Source organism: Nautilia sp., assembly GCF_053994455.1.
This window is the reverse complement of sequence record NZ_JBMYAU010000042.1, coordinates 14,378-37,264: the sequence shown is the minus strand read 5'-3', so window position 1 is coordinate 37,264 and position 22,887 is coordinate 14,378. Positions and strand designations below refer to the sequence as shown.

At 36.8% G+C, this 22,887-nt stretch carries 21 protein-coding genes; 7 read left to right on the top strand and 14 right to left on the bottom strand.

Annotation, left to right across the window (positions count from 1 at the left end):
• The first annotated feature begins 25 nt into the window (after positions 1–25).
• Positions 26–3,811: a hypothetical protein gene (locus ACXJIE_RS02995; protein WP_456479494.1), complete on the top strand. Its 3,786-nt coding sequence runs from the start codon at positions 26–28 to the stop codon at positions 3,809–3,811.
• Here ACXJIE_RS02995 and metK read toward each other — a convergent pair.
• The 7 genes from metK to ACXJIE_RS02960 all read right to left on the bottom strand — a co-directional run bounded on the left by metK (position 3,797) and on the right by ACXJIE_RS02960 (position 13,361).
• Positions 3,797–4,948, bottom strand: coding sequence for a methionine adenosyltransferase (metK, locus tag ACXJIE_RS02990; protein ID WP_456479502.1), 1,152 nt, complete (start codon positions 4,946–4,948; stop codon positions 3,797–3,799). The two genes, ACXJIE_RS02995 and metK, sit on opposite strands and share 15 nt — an antisense overlap.
• A 354-nt stretch (positions 4,949–5,302) precedes the next feature.
• The gene (metE, locus tag ACXJIE_RS02985; RefSeq protein WP_456479493.1) at positions 5,303–7,561 is read right to left on the bottom strand and encodes a 5-methyltetrahydropteroyltriglutamate--homocysteine S-methyltransferase; all 2,259 of its coding nucleotides are present in this window, start codon (positions 7,559–7,561) and stop codon (positions 5,303–5,305) included.
• A 115-nt stretch (positions 7,562–7,676) separates the two neighbouring features.
• Complete coding sequence (locus ACXJIE_RS02980; protein WP_456479492.1) at positions 7,677–8,837, bottom strand: hypothetical protein; 1,161 nt, start codon at positions 8,835–8,837, stop codon at positions 7,677–7,679.
• Positions 8,834–9,478 carry a uracil-DNA glycosylase gene (locus ACXJIE_RS02975; RefSeq protein ID WP_456479491.1) on the bottom strand — a complete coding sequence of 215 codons (645 nt, stop codon included), beginning with the start codon at positions 9,476–9,478 and terminating at the stop codon, positions 8,834–8,836. Before ACXJIE_RS02975 ends, ACXJIE_RS02980 begins: the two co-directional genes overlap by 4 nt.
• Positions 9,438–10,931, bottom strand: a complete 1,494-nt coding sequence (locus tag ACXJIE_RS02970; protein ID WP_456479490.1) for a mechanosensitive ion channel family protein — start codon at positions 10,929–10,931, stop codon at positions 9,438–9,440. The genes ACXJIE_RS02975 and ACXJIE_RS02970 overlap by 41 nt, the downstream gene beginning before the upstream one ends.
• Complete coding sequence (aroB, locus tag ACXJIE_RS02965) at positions 10,928–11,953, bottom strand: 3-dehydroquinate synthase (RefSeq protein WP_456479489.1); 1,026 nt, start codon at positions 11,951–11,953, stop codon at positions 10,928–10,930. The genes ACXJIE_RS02970 and aroB overlap by 4 nt, the downstream gene beginning before the upstream one ends.
• A 19-nt stretch (positions 11,954–11,972) precedes the next feature.
• The gene (locus ACXJIE_RS02960; protein WP_456479488.1) at positions 11,973–13,361 is read right to left on the bottom strand and encodes a COG3400 family protein; all 1,389 of its coding nucleotides are present in this window, start codon (positions 13,359–13,361) and stop codon (positions 11,973–11,975) included.
• Positions 13,362–13,439: 78 nt separating this feature from the next.
• On the opposite strand from ACXJIE_RS02960, the gene tgt reads away from it, so the two are divergent.
• On the top strand, positions 13,440–14,576 hold the full coding sequence (gene tgt / locus ACXJIE_RS02955) for a tRNA guanosine(34) transglycosylase Tgt (RefSeq protein WP_456479501.1): 1,137 nt from the start codon (positions 13,440–13,442) through the stop codon (positions 14,574–14,576).
• On the opposite strand, the gene ACXJIE_RS02950 is transcribed toward tgt, so the two are convergent.
• The 4 genes from ACXJIE_RS02950 to ACXJIE_RS02935 are packed head-to-tail and all read right to left on the bottom strand — an operon-like array spanning position 14,540 to position 17,367.
• A complete protein-coding gene (locus ACXJIE_RS02950) occupies positions 14,540–15,652 on the bottom strand; it encodes a PilZ domain-containing protein (protein WP_456479487.1) in 1,113 nt (370 codons plus the stop codon). The two genes, tgt and ACXJIE_RS02950, sit on opposite strands and share 37 nt — an antisense overlap.
• On the bottom strand, positions 15,653–16,501 hold the full coding sequence (locus ACXJIE_RS02945; RefSeq protein ID WP_456479486.1) for a hypothetical protein: 849 nt from the start codon (positions 16,499–16,501) through the stop codon (positions 15,653–15,655).
• A 10-nt stretch (positions 16,502–16,511) separates the two neighbouring features.
• Positions 16,512–17,090, bottom strand: a complete 579-nt coding sequence (rsmD, locus tag ACXJIE_RS02940; RefSeq protein ID WP_456479485.1) for a 16S rRNA (guanine(966)-N(2))-methyltransferase RsmD — start codon at positions 17,088–17,090, stop codon at positions 16,512–16,514.
• On the bottom strand, positions 17,077–17,367 hold the full coding sequence (locus tag ACXJIE_RS02935; protein WP_456479484.1) for a hypothetical protein: 291 nt from the start codon (positions 17,365–17,367) through the stop codon (positions 17,077–17,079). Before ACXJIE_RS02935 ends, rsmD begins: the two co-directional genes overlap by 14 nt.
• 99 nt (positions 17,368–17,466) lie before the next feature.
• On the opposite strand from ACXJIE_RS02935, the gene ACXJIE_RS02930 reads away from it, so the two are divergent.
• From ACXJIE_RS02930 to ACXJIE_RS02910, 5 genes are all read left to right on the top strand, one after another.
• Positions 17,467–17,838 (top strand): flagellar protein FlaG, encoded by a 372-nt coding sequence (locus tag ACXJIE_RS02930; protein ID WP_456479483.1) that lies wholly within the window; start codon positions 17,467–17,469, stop codon positions 17,836–17,838.
• Between the two features lie 3 nt (positions 17,839–17,841).
• Positions 17,842–19,548 (top strand): flagellar filament capping protein FliD, encoded by a 1,707-nt coding sequence (fliD, locus tag ACXJIE_RS02925; protein ID WP_456479482.1) that lies wholly within the window; start codon positions 17,842–17,844, stop codon positions 19,546–19,548.
• Between the two features lie 10 nt (positions 19,549–19,558).
• Positions 19,559–19,933: a flagellar export chaperone FliS gene (gene fliS / locus ACXJIE_RS02920; protein WP_456479481.1), complete on the top strand. Its 375-nt coding sequence runs from the start codon at positions 19,559–19,561 to the stop codon at positions 19,931–19,933.
• Between the two features lie 3 nt (positions 19,934–19,936).
• Positions 19,937–20,194: a hypothetical protein gene (locus ACXJIE_RS02915; protein ID WP_456479480.1), complete on the top strand. Its 258-nt coding sequence runs from the start codon at positions 19,937–19,939 to the stop codon at positions 20,192–20,194.
• Positions 20,195–20,324: 130 nt separating this feature from the next.
• Positions 20,325–20,795, top strand: a complete 471-nt coding sequence (locus ACXJIE_RS02910) for a rhodanese-like domain-containing protein (protein WP_456479479.1) — start codon at positions 20,325–20,327, stop codon at positions 20,793–20,795.
• A gap of 10 nt (positions 20,796–20,805) precedes the next feature.
• On the opposite strand, the gene ACXJIE_RS02905 is transcribed toward ACXJIE_RS02910, so the two are convergent.
• The 3 genes from ACXJIE_RS02905 to ACXJIE_RS02895 form a co-directional block, all read right to left on the bottom strand.
• Positions 20,806–21,219 (bottom strand): DUF302 domain-containing protein, encoded by a 414-nt coding sequence (locus ACXJIE_RS02905; RefSeq protein WP_456479478.1) that lies wholly within the window; start codon positions 21,217–21,219, stop codon positions 20,806–20,808.
• 93 nt (positions 21,220–21,312) lie between these two features.
• Complete coding sequence (locus ACXJIE_RS02900; protein WP_456479477.1) at positions 21,313–22,212, bottom strand: SLAC1 anion channel family protein; 900 nt, start codon at positions 22,210–22,212, stop codon at positions 21,313–21,315.
• 167 nt (positions 22,213–22,379) lie between these two features.
• Positions 22,380–22,877 (bottom strand): rhodanese-like domain-containing protein, encoded by a 498-nt coding sequence (locus ACXJIE_RS02895; RefSeq protein WP_456479476.1) that lies wholly within the window; start codon positions 22,875–22,877, stop codon positions 22,380–22,382.
• Positions 22,878–22,887 lie beyond the last annotated feature (10 nt).

Below are 22,887 nucleotides of genomic sequence, written 5' to 3'. Positions count from 1 at the left end.
TATAATAAAGAAAAAAAGGTGAAAAGTGGAGGAATATTTTTTAAATTTTTTAGAGGAAACGGATGAGAATAAAAATGTTTTTATAGGCAGGCGGGAAAAATTAAATGAAATTGAAAAAGCTTTTTATGACGGTGAAAATGTTATAAACGTTTATGGAGTGGGGGGAATAGGCAAAACCACTTTTTTAAGCGAGCTTAAAAATATTTTCGAATCGAAGGGGGTGAACGTTTTTAAATATGATTTAAGCAATTTTATCGGCGTTGAAAAATTTTATGAGGATATTTACGTTAAGCTTTATGAGAAAGGTGTAAAAGCCTATTATTTTTTTATGGTGTTTTATATTTACTGGCAGAAAAAACATCCGAACGAATCTTTCAGCGATTACAGGGAGAATAAAAGCGTCGCCAATAACATTTTGAGTTTCCTTACACAGGATTTGGGAATTATTGTAAACACTTTTTTACCTGTGGATATAACTAATCTAAACAAAGTTTTCAGAAATTTTAAAAATTTTGCCCTGAGGGCAGGTTTGAACAAAGAAGCGCTGGAATTTATCGAAAACCTTCAAAACAAGGAAGCGTACGAAATAGAGCGTTATCTTCCCATTTTTTTAGGAATGGATCTGGAAAGAAACGGTAAAACGGTTTTTTTGTTCGATACGTATGAAAGGCTTTTTGAAAAAAGCGTTACCAAAAACACGGACGCCCAAGACTGGATTAAAAACTTTATTTCATTTGTCGGCAAAGTCGCTTTTATAGTCGTTTCGGGCAGGGAAAGAATCGATTTTCAAAACGAATGCAAATATATACATCTGGAGGATTTAAGCGAAGAGGAAAGTGAAAAACTTGTAAAAAAGCTCGGTGTCAAGGAAGAGGGTATCGTTAAAAAAATAGTGTTCGCCTCAAAGGGGCACCCTTTTTATATTGCCCTTGCCGTTGATATGTATAAAAAAAACAGGGAAAGTTTTGATACCGAAATTATAAAAAAAGAACGGATATTCAACCGGTTTATACAAAGTCTGACCGAAAACGACATTCAAAAGCTTGAAATACTTTCCGTTGCGAGAATTTTTGATGTGGGTATGTTTAAGTACATATACGGAAAGAACTATTCGGATATTATTTTTCGGGAGCTTCTTTCGTTTTCGTTTTTTGCACGCAGCGGAGAATTCTTTTATATGCACGAGCTTATGAGGGAAAGTTTTATTTTGAGAATGTCGCCCGAGAGGAAAAAAGAACTGCACCGGTATATGTTCGAGTATTTTTACCGTAAGGGAAGAGAAAACCTGGACAGGCTGTGTATGAAGGAGGCGGTTTATCATCTGACGGGTTTTGCCGGATTCGATGATGTAAAAAAATGGTATGAAAGCATAAGTGAAGATTTCGAAAGAAAAGGCGAATATGAGTTTTTAATAGATCTTTTTAAGGAAGGCTTTTTAATGTGCGCGGACAATAAAGCCTATTTTTTAATAAAAGAGGCTCTTGTCGGACTGGAAATCAAAAATTACAAAATACTTAATTATGTTATTTCCATGCTCCCTTTTGTAAAGATGGATTCCGAATACTTAGGGGCTTATTATTATCTCAGAAGAAAGCAGGAATATCTTTTTCATAAAAAGCTTCCTTTTAAAAAAAGAAAAGATTTTTTTGACTATCTGAGAAACAAATATAAAAATCTCGAACTTAAGATTAAAGATCCAGATATAAAGACGCTTTTTTTAATAGATAATGCGAAGTTTCATTCGAAATACGAAAACGGGCACCAGTACGCCAAAACGATTCTTTTAAAAGCTTTGAAAATAGTAAAAAGCGAATTTCTGAAAGTAAAAATTCTGGACAATCTTGCAAAAATCGAATTGAAAATGAACAATAACGATAAAGCCCTGGAAATTGCGTTAAACTCCCTTGAAATAAAACGCTCTTTGTTTGAAAACGGCCATATACAGTTTGCAATCAGTTATGAATTGCTTTCCCGTATTTATCAGTATATAGACGCTTCTAAAATGATGGATAACCTTTTGCTTTCCATAAGCGTTTACCGTAAATATTACAATAAATGGCATTCGAAAATAAAAAACCTTTATATACGCTTTGTTTTGGAAGTTGACGAGGACTTCGTGTTGAAAAACGGGCTGGAAACGGATCTGTATTATCTTATGCTTCTTAACAGGTTCGTTCAGAAAAATTTCCCTGCGGACGATATACTTTCCGTTATTGAAAAGTTAAGAAAAGCGAGCGAGGAAAAAAACAGAACGGATACCGAAATTCTTAAACTTTTGATTTCGAATTCGAAAAGCAATCCGGAATATAAAATAATCGCAGAAAATTTAATTGAAACCGTTTTAAGCGAATATGAGAGCGCTTATGAAAAAAGAAACATATATTTCGGTCTTTATCAGGCGTTTGCGAAAATAAAGAATCTTGAAGAAGCTGAGAAATATATTTTGAAGGTGGAGGATATATCCGAAAACTCCCTTGAAGGGCTGTATGTTTCTGCGATTGTAGAAATTATAAGGTTTTATAAATATGAAAAAAAAGATTATCTCAAAACAAAAGCCTATTACGAAAAACTTGTCGGATTTCAAAAAGGTTACAGGAAGGTGATTACGCTTTTAAAATACTGTTCTTTTGTAAAAGAGGAAGATTTGAAACTCGAACTTTTGCAAAAAGCGTATGATGAGGTTAAAAAAGGGGGAGATATTTACCAGATTAATGAAGTTTTGGAAGGTTTTGCCGAATTTTATAAGAAAAAAAATGTAAAAGATAAAAAGATTTTGGATATTTATATTCAGATGGCTGATAATTTCGAAAAAATAGGGGATTATGTAAGGGTTGACAAAGTTTACGGTATGATAGCCGAATATTATTATCAAAAAAAAGAATACGCAAAGGTTTTGGAATATTACGACAGCCAAATCGAAATCAGAAAACGTTTTAACGACGTTAATAAACTTGTCAAAGGGTACAGGTTTAAGGCGGATTTGTATCTTGAATCGGGAAATGATGAAAATGCAGTGAAATATTATGAAAAGGCCTTGGAACTCGTGGAAGAAACCGAAGTCGAAGTTTTTACGAACATAAGTCTCATACTCGTGAAGCTTTATAAAAAATTGGGACTGGAAGAAAAAGCGGCTTCTCTTTTGGAGGAGAGAATTAAAAGGGCTGAAAGTTACGGGGATGAAAAATATATGTTTTTTGCTTATGAGCTCAAACTTCAAAACGAGTTTAAAAAAGAACCGTTAAAAACTCTTGGTCTTTTTAAGACTTATCTTAACTCTTTAAACTTATTCAGATATAAAAAAGATCTTATAATAAAATATTTGAAGGATATAGGAAAAATCGATGAAAATTATGCGAATGATCTGATGTTTTTTCTTTATGAAAATTTTTTGTTATCAAGGGATTTTAACAGAGCTGAAAAAAGTTTTTATAACCTTAAAAAATATTTTAAAAAGTATCCGGCTGAAAAATACAGAACGAATTTTAAAAATATTGCAAAAAAATTTCTTAACGCTTCTAAATATGAAACAACAATTCGTCTTATAAGAGATTATCAAAAAATATTTAACGAAAGTTTTTTGGATGATCCTCTGTTTTGCGAACTACCAAAGAATAAAATTTACGCGATTTTTTACGAGCTTAAAAAGGCTTCGATGTTTGACGAAGCGTTAAGAGCAGGCAAAATTATATACGAATTTTTTAATGAAAACGGAAATAAAAAAGACTTAAAATCCATAGAGCTGTTTTATAAGGAACACGGACTGAATGTTACGGGAAAAGAAAAAGAGTTAAAAAAATTATTTAAGATTTAGATATTCTTTAATTTTTTCAACTTTGTCGAGTTTTTCCCATGAAAACTCTTCCCTGCCGAAATGTCCGTATGCGGCCGTGTTTTTGTAAATAGGTCTTAATAAATCAAGTGAATCGATAATGCCTTTAGGTGTAAGGTTGAATATCTTTCTTACCGCTTCTTCTATTTTTCTCTCATCCACTTTGGCAGTTCCGTGAGAATCGACATAAATGCTTACGGGTTCGACCACGCCGATGGCGTATGCAATTTGAACGGTTATTTTATCCGCCGCACCGGCCGCTACGAGGTTTTTGGCCACCCATCTTGCCGCATAAGCTCCGCTTCTGTCAACTTTAGTGGGGTCTTTCCCGCTGAACGCCCCTCCGCCGTGAGGAGCGGCGCCGCCGTACGTGTCAACTATGATTTTTCTTCCCGTAAGCCCGGCATCTCCCTGGGGTCCGCCGATGACGAATTTACCTGTTGGGTTTATGAAATATTCCACGTTTTTACTGAGCATATTCGCCGGAATTACTTTTTTGATAACTTCTTCAATTACCGCTTCTTTGATTTCCGAATAGTTTATATCAGGCTCATGCTGTGTTGAAACCACCACTTTTTCAACGCTTACAGGCTTTCCGTCAACGTATTTTACGCTCACCTGCGCTTTTCCGTCGGGTCTGAGCCACGGAATGATGGCTTCTTTTCTTGCTACAGATAGTCTTTTGGTGAGTTTGTGCGCAAGCATAATGGGAAGAGGCATAAGCTCGGGCGTTTCCGTGCATGCGTATCCGAACATCATACCCTGATCCCCGGCACCTATTTCCTCTCCTCTTTCTACACCCTGTCTGATATCGGGGCTTTGTTCTCCTATTCCGTTTAGCACTCCGGCGGTTCTGTAATCAAATCCGTATCTTGCGTCCGTGTATCCGATTTCCCTTACCACTTCTCTTGCAATTTCCTGCATAGGGGCGTAAGTGGTTGTTTTAAGTTCACCCGCAATTACACAAAATCCGTTGCTGAGAAGTGTTTCACACGCCACTTTTGCGTTTTTGTCCCTTTCTATAATGTAATCAAGTATTGCATCACTGATCTGGTCCGCCATTTTGTCGGGATGGCCTTCTGTTACCGATTCACTTGAAAAAAGATATTCCCTCATAATAAAATCTCCTTGAGAATTTTTAATTAGAAGTATAGCATATTAATGGAAAATGGAAAATGGAGAATGGAGAGTAAGAAAAATTTTTATGTTTTAATCCTCAATTCTTCACTTTCAATTCAAGTAAGCATTCTTTAGATGCTTTTCTTATGAAATTTAAAACTTCAGGAGATGTGGGATTGTCAGAAAAAAACTGATATGTAAAACGCTGTGTGATTTTATTATATACACATTCGCAGTATTCATATTTATGAATTTGGAGATTTGAATTTTCCATACAAGAATGAATAAATCGGAATTTAAAATTTACAGGATAATAAAAAGAAAAAGCAAAAATGGGTAAAAAAAGCAAAAGCTTCATTTTTTAAGTTTAGCTCTTACTTCTTTTGCAGCTTTTACCATATTTTCAAGGCTTGGTTTAACTTCTTCCCATTTTCTTGTTTTAAGACCGCAGTCAGGGTTAACCCATACTTTTTCAGCCGGTAAAACTTCAAGAATAGCTTCGATCTGTTCCACCATCTCTTGAGTGCTTGGAATTCTCGGGCTGTGGATATCGTAAACACCAGGTCCGATTTCACCTTTGTATCCTCTTTCTTTAAAGATTTTAAGTAGGCTGTTGTCGCTTCTTGCGTTTTCGATTGAGATAACGTCAGCGTCCATATCTTCAATAGCGTCCATAATATCGCTGAATTCCGAATAACACATGTGAGTGTGGATCTGAGTTTCAGGTTTTACGCTGCTTGTTGTAATTCTGAAGCTCGTAATCGCCCAGTCTTCATATTCAGCTCTTTTTTCAGCTCTTAAAGGATAACCTTCCCTTAGTGCCGCTTCGTCAACCTGAATAACTTTGATTCCGGCGGCTTCCAAAGCTTCAACTTCGTCTCTTATAGCGATTGCCATTTGGTAAGCGGTTGTTCTTCTGCTTTGGTCATCCCTGACAAATGACCAGTTAAGCATTGTAACGGGACCGGTCAGCATTCCTTTCATAGGTCTGTCTGTGAGGCTTTGAGCGTATGTGATCCATTCAACCGTCATATCTTTAGGTCTGCTGACATCTCCGAAAATCAAAGGTGGTTTAACACATCTGCTGCCGTAACTCTGAACCCATCCGTTTTGAGAAAACGCAACACCTTTAAGCTGTTCGCCGAAGTATTCGACCATGTCGTTTCTTTCGAACTCACCGTGAACAAGTACGTCGATATCGATTGCTTCTTGATATTCAACAAGTTCTTTAATCATTGCTTTTATTTGAGTTTTGTATTCTTCTTCAGAAATTACGCCGTTTTTATAGTCTCTTCTAAGTTTTCTTAGTTCAGGTGTTTGAGGGAAACTTCCGATTGTTGTTGTAGGAAGAATAGGGTATTTAAGGTTTTCATGCTGAAGTTTGATTCTTTCTTCAAACGGAACGCTTCTGTGTTTGTCTTTGTCAGTTAGGTTGCTGACTCTGTCTTTAACAACAGGATCGTGGATTTTGTCACTTGTTTTTCTTGTGGCGATTGCTATTTTGTTGCCTTCAAGAACTTCTTTTTCGTATTCACTAAGCTCTTCACCTCTGAACAGTTTTTCTATTACTCTTATTTCGTCAAGTTTTTCAAGAGCGTATGAAATCCAGGATTTGATGTCTTCATCCATTTTTGTTTCGTATTTAAGAGTGTAAGGTACGTGTAATAATGAACAGCTGCTTCCTACCATGATTTTATCAGCGTCGTAAGTTTCAGCGATGCCTTTTAGGAATTCTACTGATTTTTCGATGTCGTTAACCCATACGTTTCTTCCGTTTACGATTCCGATACCTACGATTTTACCCGCTTCGGCAAGCGCTTTGATACTGTTTTCGCTTCCCGCTACGAAATCTAAAAACATACCTTTGATAGGAGTAGTCGCAAGTACTTCGTTTGCTTCGTTTGAATGTTCGAAATATGTGGCTACGAAAACATCTGCAAGATTTCCGATTCTGTCGTAAACTTTTTTAAGAATTTCAAGGTCTTTTTCACTCGGATTGGTTACGAAATAAGGTTCGTCAAACTGGATTGTGTTTACACCGAGTTCTTTGATTTGAGCGATTAAGTCTTCGTAAACCGGAATCAGTTTTTCAATAATTTCTTCCTCGCTTCCGTTTACGATTTTAGAAAGTTTTACGAACGTAATAGGTCCTACGAAATTAACTTTTGCATTTATTCCGAGTTCTTTTGCTTCGGCAAGTTCGATTTTTATTTTATCGATGCTCGCTTTAAAGTCCATATCAATATCAAGCTCTGGAACGATGTAATGGTAGTTTGTATTGAACCATTTTGTCATTTCCATGGCTTTATGGTTCGCATCACCCCTTGCGATTGCGAAATATCTGTCCATGCAGTTGTCGATGTCTTTGTATCTTTCAGGGATGGCGTTGAGCATTGTCATAGCATCGATCATATTGTCGTAAAAACTGAAATCGTTTACGCTTATTAAATCGATGCCTGCGTTTTTCTGATAAGTCCAGTGTCTTTTTCTTAGTTCACTTGCGGTTTTTTGCAGCTCTTCTTGAGTGGATTTTCCGGCCCAGTAAGCTTCAAGCGCCTTTTTAAGTTCTCTTTGTTCGCCGATTCTCGGGAACCCGATAACGTAAGTTGCCATTAGTGTCCTTTTTTAAGCGGAATTATATCATATTAATGTAAAATGGAAAATGTTACAATGTAAAATTGATGATTATGAATAAAAACGAAAATTAAAATTTTTTAATTTTACATTTTTATTCAACCTGTTTAAAAGCTCCGTTTATTATTCTGTAAAGTTTTGTGTTATAGTTGATTTGATTGTTAAAAATGTAAATGTTAAAATCGCTCATATAAAATTCATCTTCTTCGTTTTGTCTGTTGTAGGCCTTGTTTGCAAGGATGCAGGCCGCATAGTTTATCCAGTTGTATCTTATGTCCGAATTTAAAATATTCGCATACTCGTTAATAACGGGAGGCGTGTGGATGATGGAGTTGGCTATAAGAAGTTTTTCCACATCCGCCGGCTGAGTCAATATAATCATTAACGGATCATATCCTATTTGCGAAATAAAATTCAGTTTAGTGTCTATTTCCTGCTGGGTTATTTTAGAAAGTACCTGGGCCGTTTTGCCCGCGCTGGTGTTGAACATTACAAAGGAGTTGTTAAGGTCCTCGTAATTAATATCCGGAAATTTGTATATGTTTTCGATAAATGTCGAGTTAATTTCGTAATTTAACAGTTTTTCCGAAATAATGGTGTTATCCGTTATTATGTCCGTTTTATCGTCAATAAAGGAAGTCAGTTTTTGAATCTGATCTTGAAAGTCAATTGAGCCGAAATAGATGTTGGCAGCGGTTAGATTCGTCTCTTTTCTGTTTATCAGGGGCAGATAAAACGTTTTGTTATAATCTTGCAGTTTATATATATCGTTAGGATCGGTTGTAAAATATATTATATCATCGGCTTTGATTTTTGAAATGTTGTATTCGATGCCGTATAGACTGATTTGATAATCAATTCCCTTTTGTGCGTAATAAGCGTTTAAAGAGTTCATAATCGAAGGGATGAATTTAAAAAATTTTCTTTTGTCTATCATTACGGCGATAACCGATTTTGAATTTATGGAAACGTAGGTGTCGTTAAAATCCTCTTCGACAATGCCCGGAAGCGGTATTTGAACGTTGATGTTTTGTGTGCCGTTTGTTTCGTCTTTTCCGGTTTGGACGGCTGTTTTGTTGTTTTCTTCGGTGATTACAGTCTCCTGAGGGGTTGGCGGAATTTCGATTTGCGGTGTCTCAGTACCGTTTAAGGGTTTGTAAATTTCATTGCCGCCGTTTATGCTCTCCGGTAGCTGAAAAGTTAACGTTTCGGCCCAGAGCAGCGCAGCCGTGAGTAAAACAAACATTTTTTTCATAGCATACTCTTTATTAACAGGAAGTCTTTGTAAGCGTCTTTTTTGGCGGAAGGGTTTCTCAAAAGGAAACTCGGGTGAAATGTGGGTATCACTTTTTTCTCCTTAAATTCGAATATTTGGCCTCTTACTCTGGATATGGGTATATCCGTGTTCATCAGATACATAAAAGCCGTTTTACCTAAGCATACCAGAATTTCAGGTTTAATTATATCAATTTGTTTTAAAAGGTAGGGTTTGCACGTTTCGGCTTCTTCGATAGTGGGTACCCTGTTGTTCGGAGGTCTGCATTTTACGATATTGGCTATATAAACGTCTTCTCTTGTGAGTTCCAGTACGTTTAGAATGATTTTCGTAAGTAGTTTTCCGGCCCTTCCTACAAAAGGCCTTCCGGTTTTATCCTCTTCGGCTCCAGGGCCTTCGCCTATAAACATCAGTTTTGCGTCGGGACTGCCTTCACCGAAAACCACATGTGTTCTTGTTTTGCTTAAATCGCAAAGCGTGCAGTTTAAGCATATTTTTTTCAGTTCGTCGAGTTCTTTTGGCATTTGTATATCTTTTTCCTCCGAATGAAAGCCTTCGAAATATTCTTCCCCCGCTTCTTTAAGAGTGTAAAGGTGTTTGAGTTTCATTAATTTTTTCATTTCCGTCTCTTTTTATTATAGTATAGGTCGGGTAAGCTATTTTGATGTCTTCTTCTTTACTGAAAGCCTCTATAATTTCGGCTGAAACGTTGCTTCTTAAATTAAGCGTCGCATAGTTGTTCAGATACCAGCAGCTTATTCTTATTCCGTTTTCTTCTATGAATGTATAAATTCTCGGTTCTACGTTTGCGTTTTTTATTTGATAGGCCGATTTCAGTTTTTGAAGCCTTCTTTTGGTAATGTCGGTGTAACCTTTTGAATATTTGCTCGCAATCTCCTTTGCGAGATACACCGCTTTTTTATAATTGGAGTCGAACGTGATGGTAACGTCTATACCGTCCCACACCGTCGACATTCCGTGGTGGGTGTAGTTGAACACCGGGTTTGTGAATATGACGTTGTTTGGAATAAACACGATTCTTCCCGCCCTTCTGTTGTAAAGGTATGTGGTTAGCGTTACGTCTTCGTAAAGAACTATTCTTGTCATCGTTATGTCGATAACATCCCCCACAATTTTTACCTGGCCGTTTTGAAGGTATATTTTTATTCTGTCTCCGACTTTGAAATTTCCGCTTGTCATTATCACAAACCAGCCGAAAATATTCATAAACCAGTCTTTCATGGCAATTGCGATACCGGCGGATGCAAAACCCACTATCGTAATCAGGTAGGTTGCGTTGTTTATATAAAAAAATGAAATTATTATCAGAATCACCGTGGCGTTTATGAAATTCAGGATTTTGTTTGTAAGGTAAAAAGACTCCTCTTTTATATATTTTCTTACGGCAAGTTTGATAAGGGTGAATATTAAAATACTTATGGCGATGGAAATAATCAAAGAAATCAGTTTGTTTATCTCTTTGTTTATCTCTTTTTTAACTTTTTGTTTGTATATTTTCGATTCCGCTTCAAGGGTTTTCAGTTTTGTTTTGTATATGTTGTTAATCATTATGAAATCTTCTATTGCCTGTTTCAGTTCAGGCTGTTTGATATTAAGTTTTTTATTCGTTTCTTCAAGCTCCTGAAGCATTTTTAGCGTTTTTGTAAAATTTTCGTATGTTTTGAAGTTTTCGTTTATTACGTTGTCAATCTCTTTTTCATAGTTAAGGGCGCTGAATATCTGAAACGGGTTGTTTACTTCAGGGGGTTTGGGCAGCTCTTTTATTTTTATGAGCGTTGTGAAAATGTTTCTGTTTTTGCTTAGAAGTTCGAGTTCCGTTTTTAGTCTTTCGAGTTTGTCCTTGTATTTTTTCGGATTCCGCCCCGCGAGTTTTTCCAGGGAATATATTTGGTTCTGAAGTTTTTTATAGTTAAGATAAGACTGGTAGTTTATATAAAATTCGTCTTTTTTTAAAAATTCGGCAATATTGTGTGATCTCTGTTTTAAAACGGTTGTGTTCGTTTCGTTTGCGAACAGCGATAAAAAGAAGAGCAAAAAAACCGTTATTCTCATTTAGCGAACTTTTTTAAAACTTTCATAACTGTTTGTTTGTCTATGTTTTCCACAATTTTATATTTTCCGATTTTTTCCGGAATAATGAATTTTATTTTATCGTCAAGTGTTTTTTTATCCGCAAAAAAGTGTTCGTAAAACTCTTTAGCGTCTTTAATTTCGTAATGCGTCGGAAGAGAGTTTTTTTCAAGAAGTTTTTTAATTCTTTCGGCTTCTTCTTTGTTTAAATACCCGAGTTCGTGTGAAAGTTCGTTTGCCATTACCATACCTATCGCAACGGCTTCCCCGTGCAGGTATGTGTTGTAGTCTGTCAGGTTTTCGATTACATGACCGAATGTGTGTCCATAGTTTAAAACGCTTCTTATGCCTTTTTCCTTTTCGTCTTGGTTTACGACGTCGGCTTTGAGTTCCACTGATCTTTTTATGATTTCTTCTGTTGAGAGGGTTTCGTTTTCGAGGTTTTCAAAAAAGTCTTTATCGAACATAACCGCCATTTTAATCACTTCCGCCATTCCCGCGGCAAACTCCCTTTTTGGGAGTGTTGAGAGAAAATGTGTATCTATATACACGGCTTCGGGCTGATAAAACGCACCGATTAGGTTTTTGCCGTATTTATTATTGATTCCGGTTTTTCCTCCTACCGAGCTGTCGACCATTGAAAGCAAAGTAGTTGGCACTTGTATAAAATCTATTCCTCTTAAAAAGATTGAAGCCGCAAAACCGCTCATATCACCGATAACACCGCCTCCGAAAGCGATAATTACACTGTTTCTGTCATATTTCGCATCAAACATCCTCTCAAGCGCGTATGTGATATATTCCATCGTTTTATATTCTTCCCCGTCGGGGAGCGTTATGATTTTAAGCTCTTTTGCCTGTAAGCGGTTAAGCAAATAATTAAGATGATATCCCGCAACTGTCGGGTTTGTGATAACCGCTACTTTTTTATTAAGCGTGATTCGTGGCAGTTTTTGTATCATTATGTCGTATGTTTTATTCGGTGTTTTTATTACAACTTTCATTATTTTCCTTTTCTTTGCCTTATTTTACAGGTATTAAAAACTGGTTGAATTTTTCTAAAAACAGATATGAATATTCCATTTTGGGATTGAATATCTGCCATAATTTGGGCACCGGTTTTTTTGAAAACGGTGTGATTATACACTGGTTGGACTCTTTGTTCAAATAAAAAATAGGGTTTGTTTTTGTTTTTATAATATTTACGTCTTTAAAACTGAATAGTTTTGCGAAATTCATCAAATATTCCGTCAAATCCGTAAGTCTGTTTTCGGGGTCGCCGTCTATAAACGTAAGGGGCTTTTCAAGCTGGAAAGAAAGGTCGAAAATTACGGATGCTATAGGCTTTATTTCCCTGTTTTGAAGAAGCACTTTTATGCCTTTGCATTTTTTTATCGACTCGGTTCCTTTTTTGAACACCGGAAATTTCAATTTAAAAAACAGTGAAGAGTATTTATAGAAAAACTGGTTGTTCGTTATGATAAGACCGATATTAAACGTGGTGACGTCTTTTTTTAAGCAGTTTGAATAGGATTTTTCGTAATAATCGGACATAATTTCTATGTTGTCGAATCTGTAAAGTTTATATATCTGGTTGTTGATGGAAGGGTTTATTATTTTTATTATAAGTTTTTTGTTTTTAAGTTTTCTATGAAGGAAAAGGGCGGACTTTAAAAGGGAGGAAATCTCTTTTTTCTCCATGTTTTTCATATCAAGAAGCAGATATATGTTTTGGCCGTAAGGCTGGGGGAATGCGCCTATGTTTTTTTTAATTTTGTTAAACAGGTCTTTAAGCTCTTCGGGATCTCCTATCAAAAGAAGTTTGTCGTTGGGGAGAATCATTGTGTTTTCGTTTATGAGCCTTAATTCGTTGTTTCTGTAAATGGCCGCAACCCTCGCTTTTTCGTTTTGGAGTTTGTTCGGATGGGAATATACAAAAGGCGAGTGGGGCGGAACCTCCACTTCTAAAATTTCACCTGTTCCGAGCCCAATGTCCCTTGCAAAAAGAGGGACCCCCGGAAGAAGGTCTATTATTTTGTTTGTTAGCAGTTCGGGAATGTTTATTATTTCTATGTTGTTTTGTCGGGGAATGTCGAATTCGAGCCAGAATTTTACAAATAAAACGGGTACTTTTTTGTCTATCGAATTTCTTAAAATATATTCGGCCTCTTTTTTGTTTTTAACAAGTATTATGATTTTGCTTAAATCTTTATGAAGAAGGTTTTTATAAAGTTCGTATGCGTAAAAGTTTATTTTGTAAAAAAAAAGGTTTTCTTTTTCATTGAAACCGTTTTTGATTTCGTCTTCTTCGTATATGATATGAAATTCCCCCAAGTTCAGATAGCTTTCGGATATTTTTTTTATCAGCAGGGTGGTTTCCTGGCATCCGGCGAATATTAAAATTTTATTCAAACGGTTCCTTTTGTTAAAATTTCATAGAATTATATCATACGAATGGAAAATTGAGAATTGAGAATGGAGAATAAAAATATGGAATTTAAAATAGACAAAACCGACGGAAATGCAAGGGCGTGTACCATAAAAACCGCCCATAGCGAGATTAAAACGCCGATATTTATGCCGGTGGGGACAGTCGCGGCGGTTAAAAGCCTTGATGCGGTGGATATGACGGAAATACTTGACGCGCCGATTATTCTCGCAAACACATATCATTTATATCTGCGTCCCGGAGATGAAACGGTTGCAAAACTCGGTGGGCTTCACGCATTCAGCGGTTATAAAAGAAGTTTTCTTACAGACAGCGGCGGATTTCAGGCGTTTAGTTTAGGGGACAATGTGAAATTTACAGATGAAGGGATATGGTTTAAAAGCCATATTGACGGAAGCAGGCATTTTTTTTCACCCGAGAAGGTTATTGACATAGAATACAATCTCGGCAGTGACATTATGATGGTTTTAGACGATTTAATCGCTCTTCCTAATACGAAGGAAAGGATAAAAAAATCGATTGAAAGAACGACAAGGTGGGCTTACAGGAGCCTTGTCCATCACGTGAACAAAGGTAAAAAAAACAATCTGTTCGCCATTGTTCAGGGAGGGACCGATTTTGAATTCAGGCGGATAAGCGCCGAGAGTCTGGTGTCTCTTGAATACAAAGGGCATAGTTTTGACGGGTTTGCCATAGGCGGGCTGAGCGTCGGGGAAGAAAACAGGCTGATGTACGACACCATCGAAGCCACCGCACCGTATTTGCCTGAAAACAAACCGAGATATCTCATGGGTGTCGGAACGCCGGAGGATATTATGGAGGCTGTTGAGAGGGGGGTTGATATGTTTGACTGTGTAATGCCCACGCGTAACGCCAGAAACGGTTATCTTTTCACCTCATTCGGTACCCTCAGGATAAAAAACGCTAAATACAAACTTGACGATTCCCCCGTTGATCCGAACTGCGGCTGCTATACCTGCAGAAATTTCAGCAGGGCTTATTTAAATCATTTATTTAAAGCGAAAGAGCTTACATATTTCAGATTGGCGAGTATTCATAACCTTCATTATTATTTAAATCTGGTAAAAGAGATAAGGGAAGCGATACTTAACGGACGTTTTAAAGATTACAAAAAACGTTTTTACGAACTCAGAACAATAAACTCTTTGGATATATAGGTGTTAAGCTCTTTTACTATTTCCTTTTCCCTTTTCGTAATGTATTTTGAAAGGATATATTCGTCCTGGGTTGAGACTTCGAAATGAATATGGTAACGGTATGTGTTTTCATCCAGTTTGGTTATTGATTTTATTTCCCCCTCGGTTATGATGAAATGAGGTTTTTCAAGATGCAGTATGAATTCGAGCGTTATTATATCCGATATGTGCAAATCCAGTTTTTCCCCTAAAACGCAAAGACCTCTGAGAGAAATGTCGTACAGTTCCGTAATAACTTTTTTAGTCCCTTTTTTGAGGGTGACTTTGATTTTTTCTTTCGGCTGTACCCGTATGAAGTTTCTTTTGGGAGCGGTTCTTTTTACCTTTTCGATATTGTTTAAAAACATAATTTTTTTATGGATGATAAAATGCTGTATGTTGGCTCTGAAACTGTATTTTTTGTCGTTTTCGAGAAGAAAGATTTCTTTTTGGAATTTGGCCGCCACTATCTGGTAGCTGTTTGCCGTTACCTGTATCACCCCCTCTTTTTCGTCTACGGACAATATCTGTGTTTTGTGCGCTATCGGTATGCCTTTGTAAACGGTGAAAAGGTGAAGAGGTTTTTTGGTGTCGTAAATCAGTTTTATCTCTTCCGGAATCGGAGCGGAACTTTCCGCTTCGATATTTATATGAAACTCTATGTATTTTATATAAAAATTAAGAAGCAGAGCCAGGTTTTTGAGTTTAAGTATAGGGTTTTTTTCTTTTATCAGGTATTTGATATAACTGTTGCTCATCATTAAAAACGTTTTGTTCAGTATGTATGAAGAATCTATGTCGTAGTCGTTCAGTTTATAAATTAAAGAAAGTTCCCGGGAAGGATCCACTTTTTCTTTTGTAAAAAAAGGCCGGAGAAAAAGCGTGTCGTAAAATTTGCTTATTTCCTCGTTTTTGGGTTCAAATCTGGAGGAGGAAAGTTTTTTTATGTACTCTTTTATGATTTTTACGCATACTTTTTTATATTTTTTAAAAAACAGTTCGTTTTCTATAAGAAACGATACGAAATTGTTTGAAAAAAATTCTTTCCTGAGATTCATTTACGTCCTATATTTTATCGGTAACTGTTTAAATTCTATACCTTTTTTTACGTTTTTCACATTCCCTTTTTCGTCTATCGTGAAGGTAACCTCTTTTTCGGCCCCCATATGGTCGGTTGATTTTACTTTGAGGATTATTTCATTGTCTTTTATTGTTACTTTTAGCGGAATTTCGTCCATTCCTAAGTCTATGACTTTGGCCCAGAGCGTTTTATTGCCGAAGGTTTTGTAAACTATCAGGACGTCCTCGCTATCTTTTTGTACCGTTCCCACTATCAAAATGCCGTTTTTGTACGGTTTGATATATTTAACGTTATCCATATAAGGGGTTGAAAAATCCAAATTTTTGTTGTTGTCCGAATAAATGACGATATCGGAATTGTTTTCGGGACTGAACCGGGTTACGGCTATATAGGTGTTGCCTTTTATGATTAAAAAATCTTTGGCGAGATCGTATTTTTTTCCGTAATATTTTATGCGCTTTAGGTTTCCGTTTAAGTCATATTCCACTAATGCCACTTTGTCTTTTTTCTGATCATATCCTAAAATGTATATAATGCCGTTTTTTACCTCCGTTTTTACGGGGTCGAGTAAAATAGGGGTCACTTTTTTCCATAACAGGTTGTAATTTTTGTCAAGCTTGTAAATAGCCGCCCCGTTCGGGTCCGGGATTACAAAAATATAACCGTCTTTCGCTTTCATTAAAGCGTTTTCGTTTATTCCGTATTTATCCAAAAGATCAATGCTTTTAAAGCTCATCGGTTTCATTTCTTTTTGCGGGGTGTGGGAGCATCCGGCGAAAAACACTATTCCCGCGCCTGTCAGTAAGATTGCTAAATTTTTTTTCATAATATTTCCTTTATTCATAGTATGTTACGGAGCTTTTTCCGAATTTTCTTGTTTTTATTTTATTATAAAGCCCGAGACTGTCGGGAAAGTCATAATCGCTTTGATGTTCTATTAAAATTTTTTCCACGTTTATTTTAGGAAGCTGTTTTATTAAATGCTGTACTTTGTCGTAAATGTCTTCGTAACCTTCCCTGATTGCAAACGGAGGGTCGAAATAAAAAAACGCTTTGTCTTTGTCTTTTTTTAATTTTTCAATTACGTCCCAGACGGTTTCGAAACTGTCGCCGAGTATTATTTCGCATTTTTCGGGTTCCATCGAATCGATGTTTTTTTTCAGAATTTTCACGGCTTCGGGATCTTTTTCCAAAAAATACGCTTTTTTTGCGCCCCTGCTTATCGCTTCAAGCCCTACACTTCCGACACCGCTGAACATTTCCACCCATGTGGAATCCGGAACTTCCCACTGAAGGGTGTTGAATACGCTTTCTTTTAAAATGTTCTTAGTGCTTCTTGTTGTTTCCTTGTTGCCCATATACAGCTTTTTACCCCTGTATTTTCCGCCTATTATTTTTATGTTACTTTTCTCCATAATGCTCCTTTAAGATCTCTATTATCTCTTTTTTAAATTTTTCAAACATCTTTTCTATTTTATCATCCAGGGAAATTTCTTTTTCAGGCAAAAGTTTTTCAAGCTGGATAAACAGAGAGGTTTTGTTAAAAGGCTTTTTAATGTCTTTGCCGATCAGTATGCCTTCCGTTTCCGGATCGTCCGTTATTACGGTTCCGTCGGGGCTTAAGTTCTCCTTTAAAAAATATTCGAGTGTATACTGTAAAAGAGGCGATTTACATCTGATTGTATAACGCATATACGGCCTTGTTTGAATTTGTTTTAGGAAATTTTATCAAAAAATTAAAATTTTTTATATTTTCGCCGATATATATGCATAGAAAATAAGGGGTTTGGAATGGACGTTTTTAGCAATATAAAAAACGTAACGCAGAAAATACAGGGTCTGGATAATATAAAACAGGATCCGAAAAAAATTCAGGAGGGTATTAAAACGCAGAAAAACGGGGATATGTCCGATTTGGATAAAATGGATACGGAAAAACTGAAAAAAGAGCTCCGAAAATTAACAGAAGAGCTTAATAAAGCTTTAAATCCCCTTAATACAACGTTGAAATTCAAATTTAACGATAAAATAGGGGAATTGACAATTCAGGTTATAGATACCAACGACGAGAGGGTGATAAGGGAATACCCCCCTAAAGAAGCCCTTGAACTGATGGAAAAAATGAGGGAAGTAGTAGGAATGCTATTTGATAAGAAAGGATAAAAAGTGGCTGATATAGGAACATTGTCTTCACTCGGAATCGGCAGCGGTGTACTGAGTTACGACGTTATAGACAAATTAAAACAGGCGGATCAGGACGCTATGGTAAAACCCCTTGAAGACAAACTCGATTTGTTAAAGAAAAAAGAGAGCGCCTTGTCACAGTTTATCACCATAGGCGCCGCCGTAAAAACGGATATTCTGGATTTGGCGGACGGGACCCTTTTTGCAAAAGTAAATACCAGCGTAAACGGAAGCAGTGTGAATGTAACCGCAAACGACGGGGTAAGTCCGCAGACGTTTGATATAAATGTAACGCAGCTTGCCGAAAACGACGTGTTTCAGTCAAAAGGTTACGCTTCAACCGATTCGGTTATAAACGGCAGCGGAAGCGACGTTACGTTTGAAATAGGCGTGGGAGGTGTCGTTACTTCCGTTACTTTAAAAGACGGCGGAACCCTTGAGGATTTAAAAGAAGCCATAAACAACTCCAATGCGGGTGTTACCGCCTCCATAATCGATACCGGAATAGGGGATAGCCCTTATAAACTTGTGTTAAAAGCCGATGAAACGGGGGAAGACAACTATATTCAGTTTAATTATTCAGGAATAGACGATTTGAGTTTAAATGCCGTAAATTACACGTCCGCTTCTTACGCTTCGGAAACCGACAGCGTAAACGACAGCGGAAGCGATCAAACATTTAAAATTACCTTAAACGGGACGGATTATACAATGAACGTAACGGACGGTATGAGTGTGAGTGATTTTATTACGGCTTTGAACGGAGGAAATTTGAAAGATTCGGACGGTAATTCCTTAAAAGTGAATGCGAGTTTCGATTCGGACAGCGGTAAAATCAATTTTGACATTCAGGCGATAGGGGATATAAGCATAGACGATACCGGATTGACAACCGGCTTTAACGACAATACCGATTTTACAAACCCGAACAGGCTTCAAATCGCACAGGATGCCGTATTTACCTATAACGGAGTGGAGGTTCAGCGTTCTTCAAATACGGTGGACGATTTGATAACGGGGGTAAATATAGACCTTGTAAGCGAAGGCGAATCGAGCGTATCAATCTCTTCGAATGTGGACGATATGGTTGAAGCCGTTAAAAAATTTGTTGCGGATTATAACCAGATGATTTCCAATTTGCAGAGTCTTACGGCTTATGATAAAGATACGGGAGATGTCGGTCTTTTTCAGGGGGACAGCGATTTTACAATGCTTTCAAGCAGATTCAGCAACGATATTTTCGGTGTTGTGATGTCTAATAAAACCACGGCTTACGATTTAAACGGAAACGAATATACGGAAAATACCGTGTTTACCGCGGCCGATGTGGGATTCAGTATGGACAGGACAGGGATGATAAGTTTTGACGAAGAAAAATTCAGGGAGGCCTATGATAAAGATCCGGATCTTACAAACAGGCTTTTCGGTAGTATGTTTACAAATCTTAAAACCGATTTTGAAATAAATATAACGGGGGACAATTCCAATTTGAACCTTCTTGACGGTGAAATAAAAGATGAGGAGGACAGATATCAGGACAGAATAGATGCCATGAATAAATATCTTGATACCAGATACGAAATAATGGCGAAACAGTTTGCGGCATACGATGAGATGATTAATAAATTTAATACTCAGAGCCAGACAATCACTATGGCTATTGAGCAGGCGATAAACACAAAAAATTAAAGGTGGAGTAATGACATATAATAAAGCGTTAAACAGTTATAATCAGATAAACATAAATATTGACATGCCCGAAAAACTTATTCTTATGTTGTACGAAGGGGCTTTAAGATTTGCAAATTTTGCTAAAAAAGCCATAAATGAGGGAAATATTGAAGAAAAAGTAAAATATATTATCAAAACTTCCAATATATTTATAGAGCTTTTGAATTCTCTCGATTTTGAAAAAGGGGGCGATGTGGCGTATTATCTTAACGGTCTGTATGCTTATCAGCTCGAACTGCTTGCAAAAGCTAACATTGAAAACGAAACGAAATATATTGATGACGTCATAAGGGTGTTAAAAGGCCTGATAGAGGCGTGGAAAGAAGAAACGGGAATAAATTAAAAAATGGAAAAAAGTTATATAAACCGCTTAAAAATAGCGGTAATAAACAGAGATTTTAAAGCACTTGAGGAAGTTGTAAACACGCAGCCGGAATTTAAAACCGAGGAGGAGGCGAAAGAGATACTCGCCTATATGAAAGAAGCGGCGAATATTCTTCAAAAAGAAAAAAACAGACTCGCAGAAGAGATGAATAAAATAAAACGTATAAAAAAATTCAACACGCTTCAAAATTCAAAAGGGACTTTTTCTTTCAAAGCTTAATTAAACAAGCCTTAACTTTTTCTTAATTATAAATTAAACTTATATTATAAGAAAATTCTTGACAAATTAAATAAAAGTGAATTATAATTCGTTTGATTAATGAGTGAACACTTATTCAAAAGGAGGAAAAATGAAAAAACTACTTGTTTCTTTAGGTTTAGGAGCACTGCTTGCCACAAGCGCATTTGCACTTTCAGGTCCTATGGCTTACGTTTTTAAGGCGGAAGTTAAAGCGAACGCCAAATATGTAAAATACATTACTCCGGCGGAACTTAAAAAATGGATGGACGAAGATAAGGATTTTACCGTTTTGGATGTAAGAGAGCCGTCCGAAACGGCTGCAGGTACCGTTGACTGGATTGAACTTGAAAAAATTCCGAGAGGTCTTGTTGACGTAAAGGCGGCCGTCGGTTATCTTAAACCTGGCAATACATACGTGGTAATCTGTAAAACGGGAGGACGCGCTACATTAGCCGGTGCAAAACTTGTAAAACAGTACGGTTTCAAACATGTATACGTATTAAAAGGCGGTATGGTCGGATGGATGAAAGCCGGATATACCGTGGTAAACAAATTGGGAAGATTCAAAGCGGCTAAATAAGCCGCTTTTTTTAGAAAATAGAATATCTGAAATGAACGAATCCTAAAATATGCTGAATGTCCCTTACAACATTTTCCATTATTTTTGCTTCTTTCGTACCGCTTAACATTCTGATTAAAAGATAATCGTTCATCAGCGATATTTTGACGGTCCCTTTGGAATCTTCATATACGGCTATGCTCAAAGGTATTTTCACCGCCATAAACTTGGTATCGTCGTCACTTAACATTTTGCCCGCATATTTTGTATTGCAGAATTTTATGATTGCAACTTTACCTACGTCGGGACTTCCGTATTTTTTTATCTCCTCTTCCTGGTTTATAACAGTTACGACATGCCAGCCAGGTGTGTTTGAAATTCTGTTTGTAATTAAATTTACCGTTTTTTCAAAAGAATAGGGGCTTATTACCTGTTTAAAAAGCATATTTTGAGCCGAAAACTTAAAAACAGAGGTACCAGAAACATTGCAATTACGGCACCTATAATCAGTCCGCCTAAAAAACTTCTTTTATTCATTTTATTCCTCCTCAGGTATACAGATTTTATGTTGTTTTGCCGCAGTAAATGTTTTATACGCAACAAAAGCGACCGGTACCGTCGTAACGGCTAATAAAAAAAGGGACGCCGTATATGTAAGAGCGTTGTTGTAAGCCGAATCCATAAGTATTGTGACTATACTGAGAGCGGCCATAGGAAACGTATATGCCCACCATGATATAAAAAACTGCAGTTTAACAAAACTTTTAATCATTGTCAGTAGTAAAACGAAAATAAATAGGGCTATAAAATACAAAAACAGACTGTCCGTGTCTATAAGACCGAAAGTTATTCTGAAATAACTGATAAACCCTACGGCAGGGGGTGCTATGAGTATGAAAAAGGTCGGCAGCAGTCTTTTGCCCACAGGATGGTGAAATATCATTCGGTATATAACAATGGTAAACAGTACGAGCCAGAAGAAAATACCTATTGCGTAAAAGAAAATGTTAAGCATTTCGCTTTGGGCGTCCACACCCACCACGGGAATTAACACGTTACCGACAATCGGTATGAACCATGCAGGGTTTATCTGTCCGACTTCGAATTTGTGTTCTATCCAGAAGTTCATTACTTTGTAAGTAAAAAACAGATGCAAAGGCGCACCTATATACCAAAACACAATGGAAACACTCGGGGCGTAATCGTAATACGCTATGGATATCAGAAGAAAACTAATAGAAATTGCCGCCGCAAAAGAGCTTTTCACCGGATGGTTAAATTCCTTTTGTACGGCCGATGGATATTTGATCCATTTAATCATATAAGTGAAAAAGACAATAAAAAAGAGTACCGTGTCCAAAAAGGGCAGTGTTTTGTAAACATATTCGAACGAGCCGATTTTTAGAAAATGCCACGCTTTTGCAAAAGCTATGGTCAAACCCGACAGCCCCATAATTACGGTAAACAGCTATACGGGAAAAATTCCAGATTTCTTTTCATTTTTCAATCCTCCGAATTATGAATTCGGAAGAAGTGTACAACTATAAGATTAAATTATTGTTAATATAAGTTAATTTTATAATAAAAAAGAAAGGGAGAAAGAGGCTATTTTGCCAGTTTTAGCTTTTTATGGTAAGCGTTGTCCATAACGCTGTATCCGGCGTCAAGCCATCCCCATATTCCACCTTTTAACACATAAACGTTTTTAAATCCGAAAAGTTTGACCATTTTTTCACCAACCAATGCGGATCTGCTTCCTTTTTTACATACGACCACAAATACACCGTTTTTTCTGTCATAAGCTTTCGGATTGGCGTGTAGTTTGCTCGCCATAATGAATTCGAATTTTCCTCTCGGCATTACATCGGTATCCACCCAGTCGATTTGCATCGCCGTTACTTCGTTAGGTTCCCTTACATCAAAAATAGTGAAGTCCCTGTCTTCATCGATCCATTTTTTAAGTTCTTGAGGTGTAATTGTTTTTACAAATTTATATGCCGCTTTAACTTCCGCTTTTACCGGTGTCCACGGATTAAAATCTGAGGCGAATGAAGCTGTTGCCAAAGCTACAGAAGCCAAAAAAGCCAGACCTAATTTTTTCATTTTTTCTCCT